Source organism: Tabrizicola sp. M-4 (assembly GCF_051132405.1).
Taxonomy (GTDB): Bacteria; Pseudomonadota; Alphaproteobacteria; order Rhodobacterales; family Rhodobacteraceae; genus Paragemmobacter.
In genome coordinates this window covers 3,578,185-3,598,168 of the sequence record NZ_CP128606.1, presented here as the reverse complement: position 1 = coordinate 3,598,168, position 19,984 = coordinate 3,578,185, and the positions used below count along the sequence as shown (strand labels likewise).

Below are 19,984 nucleotides of genomic sequence, written 5' to 3'. Positions count from 1 at the left end.
TCTAGGCCCGCACCTCCGCGCTCACCTTCCGCAGCAGCAGCAGGGCCACCGCCGCGGTGGCCACCGTCAGCCCGGCAATGATCTGGAAGAACCCCCGCTCCCCCATCCCCTCGACCAGCCAGCCAAGGATGACGGGTGAGGAAATCCCCCCCACCAGCCCCGCCGCAATGATCGTGGGCGTCACGCGCGGATCATCCCCCATCACGCGCGAGGCGGTCACGAAGAACCCCGGGAAGAACAGCCCGGCAAAGGCCCCCATCGCCATGAAGAACGGTACCGCAGGTAGGATGATCGCCCCGAGCGCGCAGATCGCCGCCCCCGTCATTGCCCCCGCATAAACGGCAAAGGGCGGCACCAGATGCGCCACGAAGACCAGCGCCGAGCGGGAAATCAGAAAGGCCACGAAAAACCCCGAAAGCGCCCGCGCCGCCGTCTCCTCGCTCGCCCCCGCGGTGATCAGCGCGGTTGGTCCAAGCCCGATCAGGCAGGCCTCCACCCCGATGCAGACCACGCCAAAGCACAACAGACCCGCCCGGAACCGATAGGGCTTTGACGCAGCACCTGCTGCCGCCGCCTCGTCCACCCGCTCGCCCGTCCCCGCCGCCAGCCAGATCAGCGCGCAAAGCCCCGCCACAACGGCAAAGGCCAGATGCGGGTTCGACCCGATGGCGACGAATCCAAGCGGCGCGATGATCGCCCCCACCGCGAACATGGCGTTCAGCAGGCTCACCATCGACGGCCCCTTCGCGCCAAAGGCCCGCAGCACGCGCGGATTGAACACCACCGTCGCAATCCCGTAGCCCATGCCGAAGATCACCGATCCCGCCAGCGTCGGCCACCAGCCGATGCCGGCCGCGACGATCCCCGATCCCACGACCATCACCCCCAGCGCATGGCGCGGCGTCACCTGCCGCCCCCGGAAGAACATCAGCGCGACCCCGGTCGCCGACCCGATCCACAGCGCCGAGACCAGCCACCCGGCCTGCCCCACCGTCAGGCCGAATTCCCGCGCAAAGGCAGGCAGCGCGGGGCCATACAGCGACTGCCCCGCCCCCATGATCGCAAAGGACAGGATACCCGCGATCAACAGCGCGGCATGGGTGCGGATGAGGGAGGACAAGGGATGCTCTCGAAATGACTTGCGCGGCACATCTCCCTCGTGGCCCCGCAACTGTCAATCACGCCAGCGACATGGCATGCCCAACGCGACGTCACCGCTGCATCGCCGCCCAAGCCGTGCCATGCTGTGCCGGAAAACAGGGCAGGGGGCCACAGCCATGACCGACATCTACATCCTTTCCGGCGCGCGCACCGCCATCGGCACCTTCGGCGGATCACTTGCAGGCACGGCCCCCATCGACCTTGCCGCCACCGCCGCCCGCGCAGCCATGGCCCGCGCGGGTGTCGATCCCGCCGCCATCGGCACCACCGTCTTCGGCCATGTCATCAACACCGAACCGCGCGACATGTATCTGTCGCGCGTCGCCGCCATGCAGGCAGGCGTGCCGCAGGGAACGCCCGCGATGAACGTCAACCGCCTCTGCGGTTCGGGCCTGCAGGCCATCGTCTCCGGCGCGCAATCCCTCATGCTCGGCGATGCCGACCTGGCTCTGGTGGGCGGGGCGGAATGCATGTCCCGCTCCCCCCATACCCTGCCTGCCGCCCGCTTCGGCACGAAGATGGGCGACACCCGCGCGGTGGACATGATGACCGGCGCGCTCACCTGCCCCTTCGGCACCGGCCATATGGGCGTGACAGCCGAGAATGTCGCCGCCCAGCACGGCATCACCCGCGCCGATCAGGACGCCTTCGCGCTGGAAAGCCAGACCCGCGCCGCCCGTGCCTTGACCGAAGGCTGGTTCACCGCCGAAATCACGCCTGTGGAAATCGCGTCCCGCAAAGGGCCCATCATCTTCGACCGCGACGAACACCCCAAGGAAACCTCGCTCGACGCGCTTTCGGCCCTTAAGCCGGTCTTCCAGAAGGATGGCACCGTGACCGCGGGCAATGCCTCCGGCATCAATGACGGGGCCGCCGCGCTGATCCTGTCGAAAGGCAGACGCGACGGTGCCCGCGCCCGCATCATGGGCTATGCCGTGGCGGGGGTGGATCCCAAGGTCATGGGCCTTGGCCCCATCCCCGCCACACAGGCGCTCTGCGCCAAACTCGGCATGACCCCGCAGGATTTCGACCTCGTCGAAAGCAACGAGGCCTTCGCCGCGCAGGCCCTCGCCGTCTCCCGCGCCCTGAACCTCGACCCTGCCAAGGTCAACCCGGCAGGCGGGGCCATCGCCCTTGGCCACCCGGTTGGCGCGACTGGCGCGATCCTCGCGGTGAAGGCGCTTCACGCGCTGGAAAGAACAGGGCAGGGCACGGCGCTTCTCACCATGTGCATCGGCGGCGGTCAGGGCATCTCGGTCGCCATCGAACGGGTCTAACCTCCGCCCTTGCCGCGCCTTTCGCCCGAGCGCATGAATATTGAAACCCCGTCCCGGGCCTGACCCGGGACCTCCACCTCGCCCCGCACTCCCCGGCATGGCATGAGGCCCCGGGTCAGGCCCGGGGCGGGGTCTCTCATCTCAACCTGACCCGCGCCCGCGCCGAACGCCCCTCGGCGTCGATCACCGACAGCGTGGTGAACCCCACCCCCGTCAGCGGCAGAACCACCTCCCGCGACCGCTCTCCCGTCACCATCGGCGCGCCATCGGCCAGCCAGGTAAAGGGCGCGCGCCCGCCTTCCACCCTCACCATCACGCCATCCGGCAACCGCTCCACCTCGGCCCCGTCGGGCGGAAAGGCCACGGCGGGCGCCTCCCGCCCCGCCTCGAACACCGCCCCCCTTGCGCGGAACCGCTGCAAGGGCGCAGGCAGTTGCGCATTGGCCACCAGCAGCGTCTCAGGCGGGGCAGGGGGCTGCGCCTCCAGCGCGGGCTTCACCCGTTGAAAGGCCTGAAACAGCACCGGCGCGGCAAGGTCCGCGCCAAAGACGCCCGGCACGGGCGTCCCGTCCGCGCGCCCCAGCCAAACCCCCACCACATGCCGCCCGTCAAACCCGATGGCCCATGCATCCCGATGCCCGTAGCTCGTCCCGGTCTTGTAGGCCAGCCGGTTCGCGGGCGATCCCGGCGGCGGGGCCAGCCCTGCCAGAATATCCCCCACCTGCCACGCCGCCCGCCGCGACACGACCCGCGCGCCCTCCGCGCCCTCGCCCTCCATCCGCCAGCGCAGGGGCAGCGCCACGCCGCCCCGCGCCAGCCCGGCGTAAAGCTGCACCATATCCTGCAGGCTCACCCCGATTCCGCCCAGCGCGATGGCCAGCCCCGGCTTGCTCTCCGGCAACCGATACTTCACCCCCGCCCTGTCCAGCGCCACCAGCAGCCGCGCAGGCCCCATCGCCTCGGTCAATTCCACCACGGGTATGTTCAGCGACATTTGCAACGCTTCCCGTATCCGCACCGTGCCGCGATAGATCCGGTCGAAATTCTGCGGCGCATAGGTGCCGAAGCGCGCGGGCCGATCCTCGATCATCATCTCGGGATGGGCCAAGCCCTCATCGAACGCCAGCGCATAGACCAAGGGCTTCAATGTCGAACCCGGCGACCGCAGCGCCTGCGTCATGTCCACGAACCCCTGCCGCGCATCCGCCCGAAACGCCGCCGACCCGACCGAGGCGAGGATTTCCCCCGTCGCATGAGCCGCCACCACCATGGCGACCTGCAACCGCTCGCCCTGATGCTGCACCGTCTCGGCTGCCAGTTGCTCCAACGCGACCTGCAAACCGCGATCCAGGGTCAGCCGATGCACCCGCGCCATCGGCTCTTCCGCCCGCGCGCGATCCGCCAGATGCGGCGCGATGGCAGGCACCGCCCGCCGCGCGACGGGCACCACCTCCCGCCCCGCCGCCTGCGCCTGATCCTCTGCCACGATCCCCTTCGCCACCGCCCGCGCCAGAACCCGCGCCCGCGCCTCCGCCGCAGCTTCCGGATGCCGATCCGGCCGCCGCCCCTCCGGGCTTTGCGGGATGGCCACCAGCAGCGCCGCCTCCGCCGGGGTCAGCCGCCATGGCTCCTTGCCGAAATAGGCCAGCGTCGCCGCCCGCACCCCTTCGATATTCCCGCCATAAGGTGCCAGCAGCAGGTAAAGCCCAAGGATCTGCTCCTTGCTCAACCGCCGCTCCAGCGCCAGCGCCACCCGCATCTGCCGAAGCTTGCCCTCGATCCGCCCCGTCCCGCTTTCCTCCAGCAACCGCGCCACCTGCATCGTCAGGGTGGATCCGCCCGACACCACCCCGCCATTCCACACCGCCTGCGCCACCGCGCGCAGCAGCGCCCGCATGTCCACCCCGGAATGGTCGCGGAACCGCCCATCCTCATAGGCGATCAGCATCTCGATGAAACCGGCATCCACCGCATCGGGGGAAACGGCCAGCCGCCACCGCCCATCCGCCACCGTATAGGCGCGCAACAGCCGCCCCTCGCGATCCTCGACCAGAACCGAAGTCTCCGGCACCAGCGGCGGCAGCACCGTCGCCGCCACCCAGCTATCGAACCCGTCCCGCGCCATGGCGGCCAACCACAGGCCAGCCGCCAGCGCAAGGACGCCCCGCGCGCGGATCATTCCGTCACGCTCACCCGTCCGGTTTCCCCCACCGCGCGGAAATCAGGCCGATACATATCCTCGACCGAGGCCGCCGGATGCCGGAACGTGCCGGGCGACACCGCCCGCACCACATAGCCCAGCCGGAAGGGCGTATTGTCCATCCGGTCCAAAGCGGCAAGGAAACGGTCCTGCCGATATTCCGCATGGGTCACCCCATCCAGCAGATCCAGCCCCGCTAGCGCGGGCACCGCGCCCCCTGTCATCAGGTTCGGATTGTCGATCTCGAACCCCGCAGGCAGCGGGTCCGCCACCATCAACCGCGCCTCGCCACGGCCAAAGGGGATGACCTCCAGCACAGCCACCATCCGCGTCCCGACCTTGACCGAGGACGCATCCACCGGCGTGCCGTCCATCGCATAGTAGGAACGGGAAATCGCATAGCCATTGCCCGACGCCGCCTCATCCCCCTCAGGCACGCCAAAGGTTGTTACGGTCAGCGTCGTATCCGCCCCGCCATTCGCCACCGCCACAGGTGCCCCACCCAGCGCGCGCATCTCCACCAGCGGCCCTTCCGCCGCCGCGCCGTCGATCGTCACGCCAGAAACATCCGGCCCGTCGATCAACGCATTGGCCGCCAGCAGCGCCCATGTGCTTTCCTGCGTCGACAGCACCCCCGATGTGGCGATGCGGTCCGTCAGCGCCTCGCGGTCCACGGCGTTCGACCCGGCTTCCACCGCCAGCGTCAGCACCGCCGCCGCGTCCCGATAGCCCGTCCCGTAATCCGCCCGGAACACCTGCTCCGTCTCACCCGCCGCCGCGTCCAAAGCCGCCGCCGCCCGCGCGAACATCGCGTCGGCTCGCTGTTGTTCGCCATAGGCCGCCAGCGCCGCGCCAAGCTGCGCCATCGCGGTGGGCGTGGCGAAAGCATCGCCCTTCACATCGGCATAATAGCGCAGGTCGCCAATCGCCGCCGCCCCTTCCCGCGCCAGCACCATCAGGGCATAGGCCAACGCCTCGCCGCCGTAATCGAAGTCAGGCGCGAAATTCACCTGATTGCGCAGGTTGTCCAGCGCCATGCGGAAACCCGCATCCGGCACGTCGAACCCCCGCGCCTTGGCGCGCGACAGGAAGTCGGTGACATAGGCATCCAGCCAGAAATCCCCCGATCCCGGCGACCAAAGGCCAAAGCCCCCTTCCGCCCCCTGATGCGTCAGGATTTCCGCCACCGCTTCTTGCGCACGGCCCTGCACGTTGTCGGCCCAAGGCAGCGACATGGCCTGCGCCACCTCGTCAAAGTAAAGCAGCGGCATCCCCTTCGACACCATCTGTTCGGTGCAGCCGTAGGGGTAACGGTCCAGCGAGGCGAGTAGGCCCGGCGCATTCAGCCGCGCCAAGGGGCCGATGGCCAAGGTCGCCCGCGCGCCGGGCAGATAGCCCGCCAGAACCGCATCGTCGAAGGCAAAGGTCTGCCCTGACGCCAGATCGAAACGCGACACGCGCACTACTTCGGGGTCGTTGCGCTGGACGGGTAGCGAAAGCACCTTCTCCAGCACCTTGCCATCCGGCGTGGTCAGCGAAACCGCAACCTCCTGCATCCCTTCCTCACCCGCCGTCACGGGAACCGCGATCACCGCCTTCCCCTTCTCGGCCAGATCAACCGACGCGGGCGCATCGCCCAGCGTCACGCCCCGCCCCTCGACCGCCAGCCCCATCGTCCCGAAGGGCCCCGTGGCATGAACGATCTCCAGCAGCACACGGGCTTCATCCCCCGGCGCCATGAAACGCGGGAGGGAGGCCGTCACCACCACCGGATCACGCACCAGCACATCGGCGCTGGCCTGTCCCACGCCGGTCTTCGACCATGCCACGGCCATCACCTTGACCGTGCCGTTGAAGGCGGGAAGCGTGAATTCCGCCCGCGCATAGCCATCCGCGCCGACTTCCACCGGACCCGTGAAATAGGCCACCAGTTCCTCTGTCGGCGGTGGGGCCTGCAACCGCGCCTGCGCGCCCGCATCACCGCCAGAGCGCACTGTCCCCTCGGCCCCGTTCATTCCGTCGATCAACCGCCCATAGATGTCGCGGATGCCAACGCCCAGCTTGCGCTGGCCGAAATAATGCCCCTGCGGATCGGGCACCTTGTATCCCGTCAGGTTCAGGATGCCCTGATCAACGGCGGCAATGGTGACGTAGGCCGTCTCGCCCGCCGTCACCCCGTCCACCTTCACCGCAACCGGCAGCACTTCGCGCGGATCGGCCTCTGCTGGCACCTCGACCATCGCGCTCAACGCCCGCGCCCCCGGGTCCACCCCGGCATGGGCCAGCCCCAAGGCCCGCGCCGGATTGCGCCCCGCCGCCACGTCCATGGGCCGCAGCACCTGCGCGGTGACATAGACCCCCGCGCCCCAGTCATCCGTGACGGGCAGGTCGATGACATTCTCGCCCTCGGCCACATCCACCGCCTGCATCGCAATCAGACGGTTCGACAGCACCATAATCACCGCCTTGCCCGCGAACCGTGGCACCACACGCAGCTTGGCCACATCCCCCGCCGCATAGGCCGCCTTGTCCAGCGACAGTTCCAGCGTGTCGGGCGTGGATGCCGCATCCGCCGCCGCGAACCAGCCCGCGCTGAAGGGAACCGAGGTCACCGCCAACCCATCCGCCTGCGCCACGGTTAGGACATACTCGCCCCACTTCACCGGCACCGCGATCTCCGCCAGGCCGTCCAGCGCAATCGCGCCCTCCGCCACCCGCTCGCGCCGCGTGACGGGTTCCCACATCCAGTTTCCATAGCTCTGGTACCACTGATAGGTCGTCTCGATCCGGACCAGTTCCCATTTCGCCGCCATCGGCGTGGCCTTGCCATCCGCGCCAACGCCGGCCAGCGCAAACCGCGCCTCCGCATTCTCGGCCACCACGCCATCGAACAACGGCTTGACCCCGATCATCGCCCCGCCTGCGGCCAAAGGCACCGTCGCCACCCGTTCCACCGGACGGCCCGACCCTTCTGCCACTCGGACCGCAACCCGCGCTTCCAAGGGAACACCGGGATCACCCACATCCGGCAGCGCGACCGAGACCGCAGCCACCCCCGCCGCATCCGTCCGCGCCGGATCAAAGCCCTGCATCACCGCGCTGAACGGCGCGTCATGGGGGCCGAAACGATACCCGTCCCAACCCGCCAGCACCTCGGCTGCGCGGATCAGAACCTCGCCCTCCAACGCCAGATCGGCTCCGGGCGCGCCAAAGAGGTAGCGCGCCGAAACGCCGAACTCCGCCACCTCGCCCGCACGCATCCCCGCAGGCAAGGCCACGTCGAAATCAATCCGCTCCGGCAGGAAATCCTCGACAAGGAAGGTGGCCGAGGCCAAGGGCGGCGCGTCCGCGTCCGCCAACACCTCCATTCGCCACACGCCCCGCGGGGCCGTGGCGAGGATGGGCTGCGAGATGACGTAGCCCCCGCCCCAGTCATTCACGACTTGCCGGGAATGTTCCACCCCGTCGGGCCGCTTGACCACTACGGTCAGCGGCAAACCCTCGATCGCCGCCGCACGGCTGTCCCGCGCAAGGGCTGTCGCATAGACAGTCTCCCCCGCCCGATAGGCTCCACGATCCGTCGAAAGGAAAACATCGACCGGAGGCGCAGCCTCCCGCCCCTCGACGCCCCGATCCGATAGATCGAATTCGGGATCGTTCAGCGACAGGAAGGCCACATCCGCCTCCCCCTCCCGCGCGACGACCATCGCAGGCGCGGCGGCCCCCACACCCTGCACAAGCCCTGCATCGAACCGCGCGTAGCCCTGCGCATCCGTGGCAACGGTCCCCAGCACCTCGTTCCCGTTCGACAGCAGGTCCAGCGTGACCCCCGTCTTCGCCTCTGCCGTCCCCAGCGACCGGACAAAGACATGCAGCCCGTCCACCCCGCTCAGCATCGTCAGCCCAAGGTCGGAGACCGTGAACCACTGCCACCCCGCCGGAACCTGCCACGCCTCCTTGCCGGGGATCGACGCCCGCAGCGCATAGACTCCCGCAGGCTGGCCCGCCAAGGCCTCGCCCATCGGCAACCGCGTCACCACATCGCGATTCACCTCCATCCCGACCGTTGCGGACCCGCGCCACACCTCTGTCCCAGTCTGGGAAGTGAAGTCATACTCCTGCCACTCGGCAATCGGGGCGTTCACATAGCCGTTCTGGAAGGCCCGGATCAGGTTCCGGTCCGTTACCCGATACAGCACCAGATCGACCGCCTCGGTGTTCACCGTCTCGACGGGCAGGGCCGGATCACCCGCCTTGGGCAGCACATAGGCCCGACCGGGGAAGCGCACCCCCGGCGAACGGTCGCGCACATATTGCGTGATGTCGACCGAAGCCGAAAGCACCTGCCCATCCGCCGCAGGCAGCCCCTCGCGGAAGGTCACCGTCGCGCGCTGGCCATGCACCAGCCCCTCGACGCAGATGTCGCGATATTGCGCGCTGACCGTCAGGCCGGGTTCGTCCAGCTGCACGAAGGACGCGTAATCCACGCCCTTCCCCACCAGATCCTCGGAAAACGTCGCGCAGATGCGGGGGCGGGCGGTGTCACTCTCCACCCGGTTTTCCACGATGCGGAAGCCATACTTCGCGGCCATGTCTGCCAGCAGCGCCGCCGTATCGTCCCGCGCCTGCAACGACTGCGCCAGACGCAGCGCCTTGACCGTATCTCCCCCGCGCCCCAGCCGTTCCAGCGCCATGCCCATCGTCAACAGCACATTATGCCGCTCTGCCGCGCCATCGGCCCGCAGCCAAGCATTCAGTGCCGCCCGCAAGGCGCGCTCGCGATACCACTGGCTCTGCTGCGCATCCGCCTCTCCCGCCGCCAGCAATAGCCGCGCATGTTCCGCCCAATCTCCCGCCGCATCTGTCCGCGCGACCACCGATCCCATGAAATTCGCCGCCGCCGCGACATCCCCGCCCATTTCGGCATCCACCGCCGCCGAGGCCAGTTCCTCCGCTGTCCAATCCCCCGTCACATGGTCCCGCGCCATGGCGACCGCCTGATCGCGCGCGCCCGACCATTCCCAGTCCTGCACGAAGGGCACCTCGCCTCGTCGCACCATCGCCCGCGCCGCCACACCCTCCGCCGCGACCGACACCCGGCCCGAAATAGCCCCGCCATAGGCCGCGCCTTCCCCGGCCCCTGCCTTCAGGAAGCAGCTTCCGTTCCGGCTGTTGAAGGTCATCGCCTCGCATTGCGCGTTGGCCAGACAGGCCCGCTCGCAGGCCTCCAGCGTGGTATCGAAGGACGACGCGAAATCTCCCCCCGGCAGGTCCTCATCCTGCACCAGCACCATCCGCCGCTCGGGAACAAGGTCCTGCGCCGCCGCAAGGGTGGGGGAAAGGACCAGAAGGCAGGAAATCATCAGGGAAGAAAGTCGCATGGCCACACCAAAGGCTGAAATCACCCTCCGATGCTGGCACGCCACGCCCGCCGCTGGCAATGAGTCTCAGGCCCCGCCATGCCTCAATCCGCTTAACCCCCTGTTCACCGTCTCCGCCGATGCTGGGGCCCGTTCACATGGATTCGGCCCGAAGGCACCCCGCGATGACGACAGCTTCCCTGACGATGTCAGAACGCCTTGCAAAGGAACGCCGCGCACGTCTTGCGGCCGAGCGGCACCTTGAATGGAAAGGGCGCGAACTTGCCGCCGCCAACGAAAAACTGGCGCTGCAGGCCCGAGCCCTTGCCGACCTCGTGGTCGAGGAACGGCAGTCTGCCCGCGCCGCCCGGTCCGAGGCGGAAAGGCTCAAGGGGCAGAACGAACGCTACATGGGCGACTTGGACCGCGCGCATACGGCGGCAGTCATGGCCGAACGCCGCCTGCGCACCTCGCTGGATGTCATCCGCGATGGCTTCGCGGTCTTCGATGGCACCGATCGCCTGCTTCTTGCCAATCACGCATGGAGGCAAGCCTTCGACGGCGCGGGCATCACGCAGGGCATGTCCTACCCTGATCTTCTCGCCGCCCTCGCTGCCCATCTTGCCATCGAAGGCCCCCTCGACCTCTGGATTGCAACGATGCTCGACCGCATCGCCGCCGACGACATCCCCCCGATTGAACTCCCGCTCCTGTCCGGCCGCTGGATCCGACTCGAGGACAGCCGCGCCCGCGATGGTGACAGGGTGTCGCTCGCGGTGGACATCACAGCTGAAATGCGCCTCCGCGCCGCGGTCGAGGCGATACCCGATGGGTTTGTCCTCTTCGATAGGCAGGATCGGCTGATCATCTGCAACAGCCGCTATCGCGACCTCTACGCACTTCCGCCCGACCTCGCGCAGGCGGGCACCCGGTTCGAAGACATTCTCCGCGCGGTCCTCGCAAAAGGCCTGCACGCCGATGCGATCGGGCGCGAGGAGGAATGGCTTGCCGACCGACTTGCAGAGTTCCGCCATGCCCGCGGCTCTTCCGAACAGCACCTCACCGACGGCCGCTGGATTCGTGCGCAGGATCAACCCACCCCCGATGGCGGCCGCGTGGGCCTGCGCAGCGACATAACAACTGAACGCGCCACGCAAGAGGGGCTTCAGGCCGCCCGAAGCGCGGCCGAGGCTGCAAACCGCGCCAAATCCGCTTTCCTTGCCAACATGAGCCATGAGATCAGAACCCCGATGAACGGTGTCGTGGGCATGGCCGAACTCCTCTGCGGCACCGACCTGACCGAGGAACAGCGTCTCTTCGCCGAAACCATCCGATCTTCCGGCGAGGCTCTCCTGACCATCATCAACGATGTGCTCGATTACTCCAAGATCGAGGCGGGCCGCCTCGTCCTGCATCCGGAACCCTTCGATCTCGAGCGCCTCGTCCACGAAACCGCGATCCTCCTACAACCGCAGGCCCGGGCCAAGGGAATCGAACTCATCGCCGATTACGACATGTTCCTTCCTACCCGCTTCGTCGGCGATGCGGGCCGCCTGCGGCAGGTCCTCACGAACCTCATGGGAAATGCGGTGAAATTCACCGAAACCGGACATGTCCTCATCCGTATCGTGGGTCGCCCGGAGGACACCGGCACGATCCGTCTGCACCTCACTGTCGAGGACACCGGCATCGGCATCGCTGCAGACAAGCTCGACCACATCTTCGGAGAGTTCACGCAGGTCGAGGATGCCGCCAATCGCCGCTTCGAGGGTACGGGGCTTGGCCTTGCCATCACCCGACGGCTCCTGGATCTGATGCAGGGGGAGATCTGGGTTGAAAGCGACCCTGGCCGCGGCTCCTGCTTCGGCTTCGCCGTCACACTTCCCGTGGCCGAGGCCGCGATTGCGGCACCCGTCCCCACCAGCCTGCGCCACCTGCTTCTCTGCGCCGCCAATCCCACAAACCGCACCATCCTGGAACGGCAGATCGCGCCCTTGGGCGTCGATATCACCGCCACCCGCTCCGCCGCCGAGGCGCTGGATCGTCTGCGATCACAGCCGCAGGATGCCATCCTCATCGATCACGGGCATGATGGCCTTGACGGCCTCGCCCTCTGCGATGCCCTTGCGGCCACCACACCATCACGGCGTCCTGCCTCCATCCTCATGGTGGCCCCCGATGCCCTTCCAGCGGCCGAGGTCGCCCGCCATTCCGGCCATGTCGATGAGATTCTGGTCAAGCCGATCCTGCGTGCCGACCTTTACCGCGCCCTGTCGCGCCAAATCGGAAGCGCCCTGCCCACGGGCCCTGCCGCCCCGCCGCCGGTCACGATCCGCCCGATGCGCGTCCTCGCCGCAGAAGACAACAAGACGAACCAGCTTGTCCTTGCCAAGATGCTCCGCGACCACATGATCGACCTGCGATTTGCCGACAATGGCCGTCAGGCCGTGGACCTCTGGCGCGAGTTCCGCCCCGACCTCATCTTCATGGATATCTCCATGCCCGAACTAGACGGTTGCACCGCCGCCCGCGAGATCCGCGCAGCAGAGGCGGGCCGCGCCCATGTTCCCATCATCGCCCTCACCGCTCACGCCATGGAAGAGGACGGCGCGAAGATCCTCGCCGCGGGCATGGATCGTCACATGACCAAACCGCTGCGCAAATCCCTGATCCTTGACACTATCGCCGAGTTCCGCCCGCCGGACGCGCACTTCGCTGCCGAGTCCCTGCGGGCTCAGGCCGCCGCCTCCGCCGCCTGATCCCGCAGGAACACCAGACGCCCTTCGTCGGACCGGTCCGCGCAAAATGCATAACCGCCCACGTCGAACCCGCGCAGGTCGCCCGCATCGGTCAACCGGTGCTCTGCAATGAACCGGGCCATCGCGCCCCGCGCCTTCTTGGCGAAGAAGGAAACGACCTTCGCCTCCGATCCGCGCCCTTCCAGAAAGACCGGCGTCACCACCCGCAGCTTCAGCGTGCGCAGATCCACCGCCCCGAAATACTCCTGCGACGCGCAGTTCACCAAGATATCCGTCCCCGCCTCTTCCGCCGCCGCATTCAGCGCCTTGGAAATCCGGCTGCCCCAGAAGGCATACAGGTCCGCTCCCTTCGGATTGGCCAGCCTGCTCCCCATCTCCAACCGATAGGGCTGGATCAGATCCAGAGGCCGCAGCAGCCCATAGAGCCCAGACAGGATCCGCAACCGCGCCTGCGCCCAGCGCAGCGCATCCGCATCCAGCGTCCGCGCCTCCAACCCAGCATAGGTATCGCCGTCGAAACAGAATGCCGCAGGCTTCACTGCCTCCGCCGCAGGTTTCGCCTTGAAAACCTTGAACCGCTCTGCGTTCAGCTTGGCCAAGGGCTCCGAAATCCCCATCAGCGCCCGCAACTCCGTCACCGAAAGCCCGCGCGCCACCTTGGCGAGCTTTGCCGCCTCCACCGCATAGGCAGGCTCCGTCGCCACCAACCCGTCGGGCAGATCGCGCGGGGTTTCGTCCAGTCGCTTGGCAGGGGATATCACGGTCAGCATGGCAGTCTCCTTCGCACCCCAGATAGAACCCCTCACGCCTCGCGCAAGACCGTGAGGAAGGCCTCGCCGAACCGTTCTACCTTCTGATCGCCCATCCCTTGGATGCGCTGCAATTCCGTCAGCGATGCGGGTCGCCGCTCGGCAATCATCCGCAGCGTCGAATGGGTGACCGACAGGTATTTCCCCGTCCCATCCTCGCCGCGCGAAAGCGCTACCTGCACATCGGCCAGCCGGTCGAATACAGCACCCGCCTCGCGCCCGGCCAGCCGCATCCGTTGGGGATGCAGCACCTCCACAGCGCCCGTGATCACGGCAAGGAACTCCGCCCCATAACTCTCCAGCTTCTTCGCGCCCACCCCGGTGATCCCCGCCATCTCGTCCATCGTGGCAGGCCGCTTTTCCGCCATCTCGATAAGTGTCCGGTCTGGAAAAACCACATAGGCCGGCACGCCCTGCGCCTCGGCCAGCGCCCGCCGCTTCGCCTTCAGCGCCGAAAGCAGCGGCGCATCCTCATCCGACACCAGCGCCTTCACCGCCACCGCAGGGCGCGCCGCATCCACCGTATCCTTCCGCAGGGTGATGCTCTCCTCCCCCCGCAGGATGGGCCGCGCGGCGTCCGTCATCCGCAAGGCGCCATGCCGCTCCGGGTCGGGCCGCACCAGATCGCGCCCCATCATCTGCCGGAACACTGCGCCCCACGCGGCCTTGGTCAACTCCCGCCCCACGGCAAAGGTGGGTAACTTGTCATGCCCCCGCTCGCGCACCTTGTCCGTCGCCTGCCCCGTCAGGATGTCGATCAGATGCCCCGACCCGAACCACTCCCCCGTGCGCAGGATGGCCGACAGCGCCTTGCGCACCGCCTCGGTGGCGTCGAACAGCACGGCCGGGCGGTCGCAAAGGTCGCAATTCCCGCACGGCGCGGCATGTTCCCCGAAATACCCCAAAAGCACCTGCCGCCGACACCCCACCGCCTCGGCCAATCCCAGCAGGGCGTTCAGCCGCGCGTGATCCGCGGCCTTGCGGTCCGGCGGTGCCAATCCCTCGTCGATCTGCGACCGCCGCAGGCGGATATCGTCGGGACCATAAAGCGTCATCGTCTCTGCCGCTGCCCCGTCGCGGCCAGCGCGCCCGATCTCCTGATAATAACCCTCGATCGATTTCGGCAGGTCGGCATGGGCGACCCAGCGGATATCCGGCTTGTCGATCCCCATGCCAAAGGCGATGGTTGCCACCACGATCAGCCCGTCCTCGCGCTGGAACCGGGCCTCCACCTGCCGCCGGGCCTCGGCCTCCATCCCGCCATGATAGAAACAGGCTGCATGCCCCGCCTCGCCCAGCGCCTGCGCGAGTGTCTCGGTCTTGGCCCGCGTCGCGCAATAGACGATGCCGGATTGCCCCTTCCGCGCCGCCGCGAACCGCAGGATCTGCGTGCGCGGATTGTCCTTCACCGCAAAGGCCAGATGGATGTTCGGCCTGTCGAACCCCCGCAGAAAGGTTTCCGGCTGCACCCCGTCGAACAGCCGCGTGACGATCTCGCCCCGCGTCTCCTCATCCGCCGTTGCGGTAAAGGCTGCCAAGGGAACCCCCAACGCGCGCCGCACCTCTCCGATCCGCAGGTAATCGGGGCGGAAGTCATGCCCCCACTGGCTCACGCAATGCGCCTCGTCCACCGCGATCAGCCGCACCCCGATCCGCCGCAGCATGGGCAGCGTGGCCGCCGAGGCCAGCCGTTCGGGTGCGATGTAAAGCAGTTTCAACCGCCCCTCATCCATCGCTGCAAAGACGTCCTCCGTCTCCTCGTCGGTGTTGCCAGAGGTCAGTGCCCCGGCCTCCACCCCCGCCGCCCGCAGCGCCCGCACCTGATCCCGCATCAGCGCGATCAGAGGCGAGATCACGACCGTCACCCCCTCCCGGCACAGCGCAGGCAACTGGAAACACAGCGACTTGCCCCCGCCCGTCGGCATGATGGCCAAGGTATTCCGCCCCGCTGTCACCGCCTCCACGATCTCGGCCTGACCGGGGCGAAAGCCCGGAAAGCCAAAGACGGAACGAAGCAGCGTTTCGGGGTCAGACATGGGGGGAGGGGGACCTGAATCAAGGCGGGGCAGGCCCAGCCTGCCGCGCCTCTGGTTTACGTGGGGTGAAGATCAGCCAAAGGCCGCCGCATTGTTGATCAGAACGATCCGCGCCGCATAGACCGCCAGCAGCACGATCAGCGGGGCGAAGTCGATGCCTCCCATCGCGGGCAGGACCGACCGAACGCGCGAATAGACCGGCTCGAGGATACGGTTCAGCCCGTCCCAGATCTGCGCCACGATGGGTTGGCGCAGGTTCAGGACCTGGAAGTTGATCAGCCAGCTCATGATGATATGCGCAAGGATGATCCATTGCGCGATATCAAGGATCAGAAGCAGGATCTGCAGGATCGAGGTCATTCGTAGGCCTCCGCATACTAGGGCTTGTGTCAGAGGTAGCGGCAGACAGTCCAAACCGCAACGCCTTCCGTGCCGCATCCCTGCTGAAAATGCCCTCCCGAACCGGCGCAACGTCACGCCTTGACCTTCCACCCCCCGCAGGGCAACCCGAAGACCGATAGGAGAGTGCCCGATGTATCCCTACCTCCGTATGGCAAAAGAGTTATGGAAGTTCCGCAAAGCCCCCGCGCTGCCCATCCTCGGCACCCATGTCAGCACGCATCGTTGCTGGCCGTGGGACATCGACCCTTGGATGGAACTGAATAACGGCCGCACGCTCACGATCTTCGATCTGGGGCGCATTCCCCTCGGCATCCGCACGGGGCTGAAGCGTGTGTTGCTTGCCAATGGTTGGGGGCTGACCGTGGCCGGGAACACCGTCCGCTACCGCCGCCGCGTCCGCGCCTTCGACCGCGTCACGATCCATTCGCGCTGCATCGGTTGGGATCACCGCTTCCTTTACCTCGAACAATCCATGTGGAAGGGCGACGACTGCACGACCCACATGATCATCCGCTCCGCCGTCACCTCAAGGGAAGGGATCGTTGCCCCCGAGCGGCTTCTTTCCGCGCTGGGCCACCCTGCCGAAAGCCCGCCGCTGCCCGAATTCGTGCAATCCTGGATCGCCGCGGAAGGCATCCGCCCCTGGCCACCCGCCCGCTGACGCCCCGGAAACGCCGCGCTTGCGCGCCGGGCGGTTTCGCGATTCAATCATCGCAAAAGCCTGAGGGGCGCAGGGGGCAGGAATGAGTGACACGGTCAGCGCGAAAAGGCGCATCTGGGGCTGGTGGTTCTTCGATTGGGCCAGCCAACCCTACAACACCCTGCTCCTGACATTCATCTTCGGCCCCTACTTCGCCGAGATCGCGCGTGGCTACTACATGGCCGATGGCATGGATGCCGATGCCGCGGGGGCCGCCGCGCAGGCCTATTGGGGCGCGGGCCTTGCCATCGCCTCCGTCCTCATCGCCGTCCTTGCCCCCATTCTCGGCGCCATCGCCGATGGAACGGGCCGCCGCCTCGTCTGGGTTTGGTTCTTCTCCGCCTTCTACATCGCAGGCTCCGCCGCGCTCTGGTTCATCGCGCCGGGGGGCGACAACCTGTTCTGGGCCGTGGTCTTCTTCGGTCTCGGCTTCATCGGGATGGAATTTGCCACCATCTTCACCAACGCCCTGATGCCCAGCCTCTCGGACCATGACGACATGGGGGCCATTTCCGGCTCGGGTTTCGCCTTCGGCTATCTGGGCGGTGTGCTGGCATTGGCCATCATGCTTCTTTTCTTCGCCGAAAACAGCGCCACGGGTAAAACCCTGATCGGCCTCGACCCGCTTTTCGGTCTCGACCCCGAGGCGCGCGAAGGCACCCGGGCCGTCGGCCCCTTCACCGCGATCTGGTATGCGGTCTTTATGATCCCCTTCTTCGTCTGGGTCCGTGAACCCCGCACCGACCGCCGCCCCCTCCACCTCGGACGCGCCTTCGCCAGCCTGCGCGACCTCCTCGCCTCGCTCCGCTATCGCAGCAGCCTTTCGGCCTATCTCGCCTCCTCGCTCTTCTACCGCGACGCGCTCAACGCGCTTTACGGTTTCGGCGGCGTCTATGCCTCGGGCGTGCTTGGATGGGAGATCACCCAGATCGGCGTCTTCGGTGTGGTGGGTGCCATCACCGCCATGATCGCAAGCTGGATCGGCGGCAAGGCCGACCGCCGCTATGGCCCCAAACTGGTCATCGCCTTCTGCATCGTCGTCCTGATCTTCGTCTGCCTCATCATCGTCGGCATGACGCGCGAACAGGTCTGGGGCATCGCGCTTGACCCTGCCTCCAACGTCTCCGACGATATCTTCTTCGCCTGCGGTGCGCTGATCGGCGCAGCCGGTGGCGCGCTTCAGGCCGCCTCGCGCACCATGATGGTTCGCCACACCACCCCCGACCGCGCGACCGAGGCTTTCGGCCTCTTCGCCCTGTCCGGCAAGGTCGCCTCCTTCATCTCGCCCGCCCTCATCGCGGTTGCGACGCATGTCAGCGGATCACAGCGCATCGGCATCTCTCCGCTGATCGTGATGTTCCTCATCGGCCTCGTTCTGCTAATCTGGGTGCGGGCAAAAGGCGAACAGGCGTGATGATCCGGCAACTTGCAACACTGGCATTGGCAGCGGTCCTCGCATTGCCCGCGCAGGCCGAAACCAAAGCGAACCAGTTGTTCGGTGCCGCCGACCTGCCCACGTCCAACCGCCCGATGCCTTTTGGCAGCTATGCCAAGGGCTGCGCCGACGGCCTTGTCCAACTGCCAGAAACCGGTCCCACATGGCAGGCCATGCGCCTGTCGCGAAACCGCAACTGGGGCCACCCGGTGATGATCGACTTCCTCGTCGACCTCAGCCGCGCCGCCAACCAGATCGGCTGGCCGGGCCTCTACATCGGCGACATCAGCCAACCGCGTGGCGGTCCGATGGTCAGTGGCCACGCCTCGCACCAAATCGGCCTTGATGCCGATATCTGGATGCTGCCGCCCCGTCGCCTCGACCTTTCCCGTCAGGAACGCGAAGACATTTCCTCCATTCCGGTCCGCTCCGCCGATCAGCGCAGCGTCACGAAGAACTGGACCGCGTCTCATCACGCCCTCCTGCGCGCCGCCGCCTCCGACGGACGCGTCGACCGCATCTTCGTCGCCGCCGCGGTGAAGATCGAGATGTGCAAGACCGCCACCCGCGCCGATCGCGACTGGCTGCAGAAGATCCGCCCCGTCGCGGGCCACGACACCCATTTCCACGTGCGCCTGAAATGCCCAAGGGGCGCGCGCCATTGCGAAACCCAGACCCCCTCGGTCAAGGAGCTGTCGAATGGCGGCAATGGCTGTGATGATACGCTGATGTGGTGGGTATCCGACGACTACCTCAACCCGAAACCCGATCCCAACGCCAAACCCGCACCGCGCCAGCGTCACCCCCGGGAATACACCCTTGCCGATCTGCCCAGACAATGCCGAAACGTCCTGTCTTCGCCCTGACGGCGGGGATGGTTCTGGTTCTCGGCCTACAGGGCAGTGCCAGCCAACCCTATGCCGCTGGCTTCCTGTCCGCGTTCACATGGTCCATGTCGGACGACCGCTTCGGCGGTTTTTCCGGCATCGAAATGGCCGATGACGGCATGTCCTTCCTCGCCCTCAGCGACCGGGGCGGCTGGACGCGCGGCACGATCACCCGTGACGCGCAGGGCCTGATCACCGGCATCGACGCCCGCCCCATCCGCCTGCTGCGGGGCCGGTTCGAAGCCCCGCTCGATGATGGTCGCAATGATTCCGAAGGGCTGGCGGTCGCGCCCGATGGCAGCGTCTATATCTCCTTCGAAAGTGTCGCCCGGGTCCTGCGCTATGACAGCATCGACGGCCCCGCCCGCAACCTGCCAACCCCCCGCGAATTCGGCCGCCTGCAAACCAACTCCGCACTCGAGGCCCTCGCCATCGGCCCCGATGGCACGCTCTACACCCTTCCCGAACGTTCGGGCGAACTTGACCGCCCCTTCCCCGTCTGGCGCTTCCGCAACGGCAAATGGGATCAGCCTTTCGACCTGCGCCGCGACGGCGGCTATCTGGCGGTGGGGGCCGATATCGGCCCCGACGGCCGCTTCTACCTCCTGGAGCGGGAATTCCACGGCATCCTCGGCTTTTCCAGCCGTATCCGCAGCTTTGCACTTTCCGATAGCGGGCTTGCCGACGAGCGCACGGAACTGCAATCCGGCATCGGCCAGCACGACAATCTCGAAGGCATCTCGGTCTGGCAGGACGCCTCGGGCGCAATCCGCCTGACCATGATCGCCGATGACAACTACAACTTCTTCCAGAAGACCGAACTCGTCGAGTACCGCCTTTCTTCGCCAGCGCCCTCGGTGCAGGGCGATTGACAGCCGGGCAGGGCGGGCGTAGGGGGCAGCCGTCCCTCGATGCGCGGGGGGCCAAGTCTCCGCGACCTTGTCAAAACGGAAAACCG

General features: G+C 67.2%; 12 protein-coding genes. 6 read left to right on the top strand and 6 right to left on the bottom strand.

What is annotated here, in order from left to right; all coding sequences use genetic code 11:
• Position 1 precedes the first annotated feature (1 nt).
• On the bottom strand, positions 2–1,120 hold the full coding sequence (locus TabM4_RS17575) for an MFS transporter (RefSeq protein WP_434615349.1): 1,119 nt from the start codon (positions 1,118–1,120) through the stop codon (positions 2–4).
• A gap of 157 nt (positions 1,121–1,277) precedes the next feature.
• Between TabM4_RS17575 and bktB the strand changes: the two genes are divergently transcribed.
• Positions 1,278–2,438, top strand: a complete 1,161-nt coding sequence (gene bktB / locus TabM4_RS17570) for a beta-ketothiolase BktB (RefSeq protein ID WP_434615346.1) — start codon at positions 1,278–1,280, stop codon at positions 2,436–2,438.
• Positions 2,439–2,574: 136 nt separating this feature from the next.
• On the opposite strand, the gene pbpC is transcribed toward bktB, so the two are convergent.
• Together pbpC and TabM4_RS17560 are read right to left on the bottom strand one after the other, a co-directional pair.
• The gene (gene pbpC / locus TabM4_RS17565) at positions 2,575–4,617 is read right to left on the bottom strand and encodes a penicillin-binding protein 1C (protein WP_434615343.1); all 2,043 of its coding nucleotides are present in this window, start codon (positions 4,615–4,617) and stop codon (positions 2,575–2,577) included.
• Positions 4,614–10,019 carry an alpha-2-macroglobulin family protein gene (locus TabM4_RS17560; protein ID WP_434615340.1) on the bottom strand — a complete coding sequence of 1,802 codons (5,406 nt, stop codon included), beginning with the start codon at positions 10,017–10,019 and terminating at the stop codon, positions 4,614–4,616. The genes pbpC and TabM4_RS17560 overlap by 4 nt, the downstream gene beginning before the upstream one ends.
• 179 nt (positions 10,020–10,198) lie before the next feature.
• Here TabM4_RS17560 and TabM4_RS17555 point away from each other — a divergent pair, with 179 nt between their 5' ends.
• Complete coding sequence (locus tag TabM4_RS17555) at positions 10,199–12,757, top strand: PAS-domain containing protein (RefSeq protein ID WP_434622150.1); 2,559 nt, start codon at positions 10,199–10,201, stop codon at positions 12,755–12,757.
• Here the strand turns inward: TabM4_RS17555 and yaaA are convergent.
• The 3 genes from yaaA to TabM4_RS17540 all read right to left on the bottom strand — a co-directional run bounded on the left by yaaA (position 12,733) and on the right by TabM4_RS17540 (position 15,962).
• A complete protein-coding gene (gene yaaA / locus TabM4_RS17550; RefSeq protein ID WP_434615337.1) occupies positions 12,733–13,527 on the bottom strand; it encodes a peroxide stress protein YaaA in 795 nt (264 codons plus the stop codon). The two genes, TabM4_RS17555 and yaaA, sit on opposite strands and share 25 nt — an antisense overlap.
• A gap of 32 nt (positions 13,528–13,559) precedes the next feature.
• Entirely contained in the window at positions 13,560–15,602 is a 2,043-nt protein-coding gene (gene recQ, locus TabM4_RS17545; RefSeq protein ID WP_434615334.1) for a DNA helicase RecQ, read from the bottom strand.
• A gap of 72 nt (positions 15,603–15,674) precedes the next feature.
• Positions 15,675–15,962, bottom strand: coding sequence for a YggT family protein (locus TabM4_RS17540; RefSeq protein WP_434615331.1), 288 nt, complete (start codon positions 15,960–15,962; stop codon positions 15,675–15,677).
• A 172-nt stretch (positions 15,963–16,134) separates the two neighbouring features.
• Here TabM4_RS17540 and TabM4_RS17535 point away from each other — a divergent pair, with 172 nt between their 5' ends.
• From TabM4_RS17535 to TabM4_RS17520, 4 genes are all read left to right on the top strand, one after another.
• Complete coding sequence (locus tag TabM4_RS17535) at positions 16,135–16,665, top strand: acyl-CoA thioesterase (protein WP_434615328.1); 531 nt, start codon at positions 16,135–16,137, stop codon at positions 16,663–16,665.
• 82 nt (positions 16,666–16,747) lie between these two features.
• Positions 16,748–18,118: an MFS transporter gene (locus TabM4_RS17530; RefSeq protein WP_434615325.1), complete on the top strand. Its 1,371-nt coding sequence runs from the start codon at positions 16,748–16,750 to the stop codon at positions 18,116–18,118.
• Positions 18,118–19,005 carry a penicillin-insensitive murein endopeptidase gene (gene mepA, locus TabM4_RS17525; protein WP_434615322.1) on the top strand — a complete coding sequence of 296 codons (888 nt, stop codon included), beginning with the start codon at positions 18,118–18,120 and terminating at the stop codon, positions 19,003–19,005. The genes TabM4_RS17530 and mepA overlap by 1 nt, the downstream gene beginning before the upstream one ends.
• Positions 18,978–19,898, top strand: a complete 921-nt coding sequence (locus tag TabM4_RS17520; protein ID WP_434615320.1) for an esterase-like activity of phytase family protein — start codon at positions 18,978–18,980, stop codon at positions 19,896–19,898. Before mepA ends, TabM4_RS17520 begins: the two co-directional genes overlap by 28 nt.
• Positions 19,899–19,984: the final 86 nt, after the last annotated feature.

What these genes read in the sequence shown, in the direction of transcription:
- mepA (WP_434615322.1), top strand. Translation starts at nt 18,118, where the DNA reads ATGATCCGGCAACTTGCAACACTGGCATTGGCAGCGGTCCTCGCATTG.
- bktB (WP_434615346.1), top strand. Translation starts at nt 1,278, where the DNA reads ATGACCGACATCTACATCCTTTCCGGCGCGCGCACCGCCATCGGCACC.
- recQ (WP_434615334.1), bottom strand. Translation starts at nt 15,602, where the DNA reads ATGTCTGACCCCGAAACGCTGCTTCGTTCCGTCTTTGGCTTTCCGGGC.
- TabM4_RS17540 (WP_434615331.1), bottom strand. Translation starts at nt 15,962, where the DNA reads ATGACCTCGATCCTGCAGATCCTGCTTCTGATCCTTGATATCGCGCAA.
- TabM4_RS17520 (WP_434615320.1), top strand. Translation starts at nt 18,978, where the DNA reads ATGCCGAAACGTCCTGTCTTCGCCCTGACGGCGGGGATGGTTCTGGTT.
- yaaA (WP_434615337.1), bottom strand. Translation starts at nt 13,527, where the DNA reads ATGCTGACCGTGATATCCCCTGCCAAGCGACTGGACGAAACCCCGCGC.
- TabM4_RS17560 (WP_434615340.1), bottom strand. Translation starts at nt 10,019, where the DNA reads ATGCGACTTTCTTCCCTGATGATTTCCTGCCTTCTGGTCCTTTCCCCC.
- TabM4_RS17530 (WP_434615325.1), top strand. Translation starts at nt 16,748, where the DNA reads ATGAGTGACACGGTCAGCGCGAAAAGGCGCATCTGGGGCTGGTGGTTC.
- TabM4_RS17535 (WP_434615328.1), top strand. Translation starts at nt 16,135, where the DNA reads ATGTATCCCTACCTCCGTATGGCAAAAGAGTTATGGAAGTTCCGCAAA.
- pbpC (WP_434615343.1), bottom strand. Translation starts at nt 4,617, where the DNA reads ATGATCCGCGCGCGGGGCGTCCTTGCGCTGGCGGCTGGCCTGTGGTTG.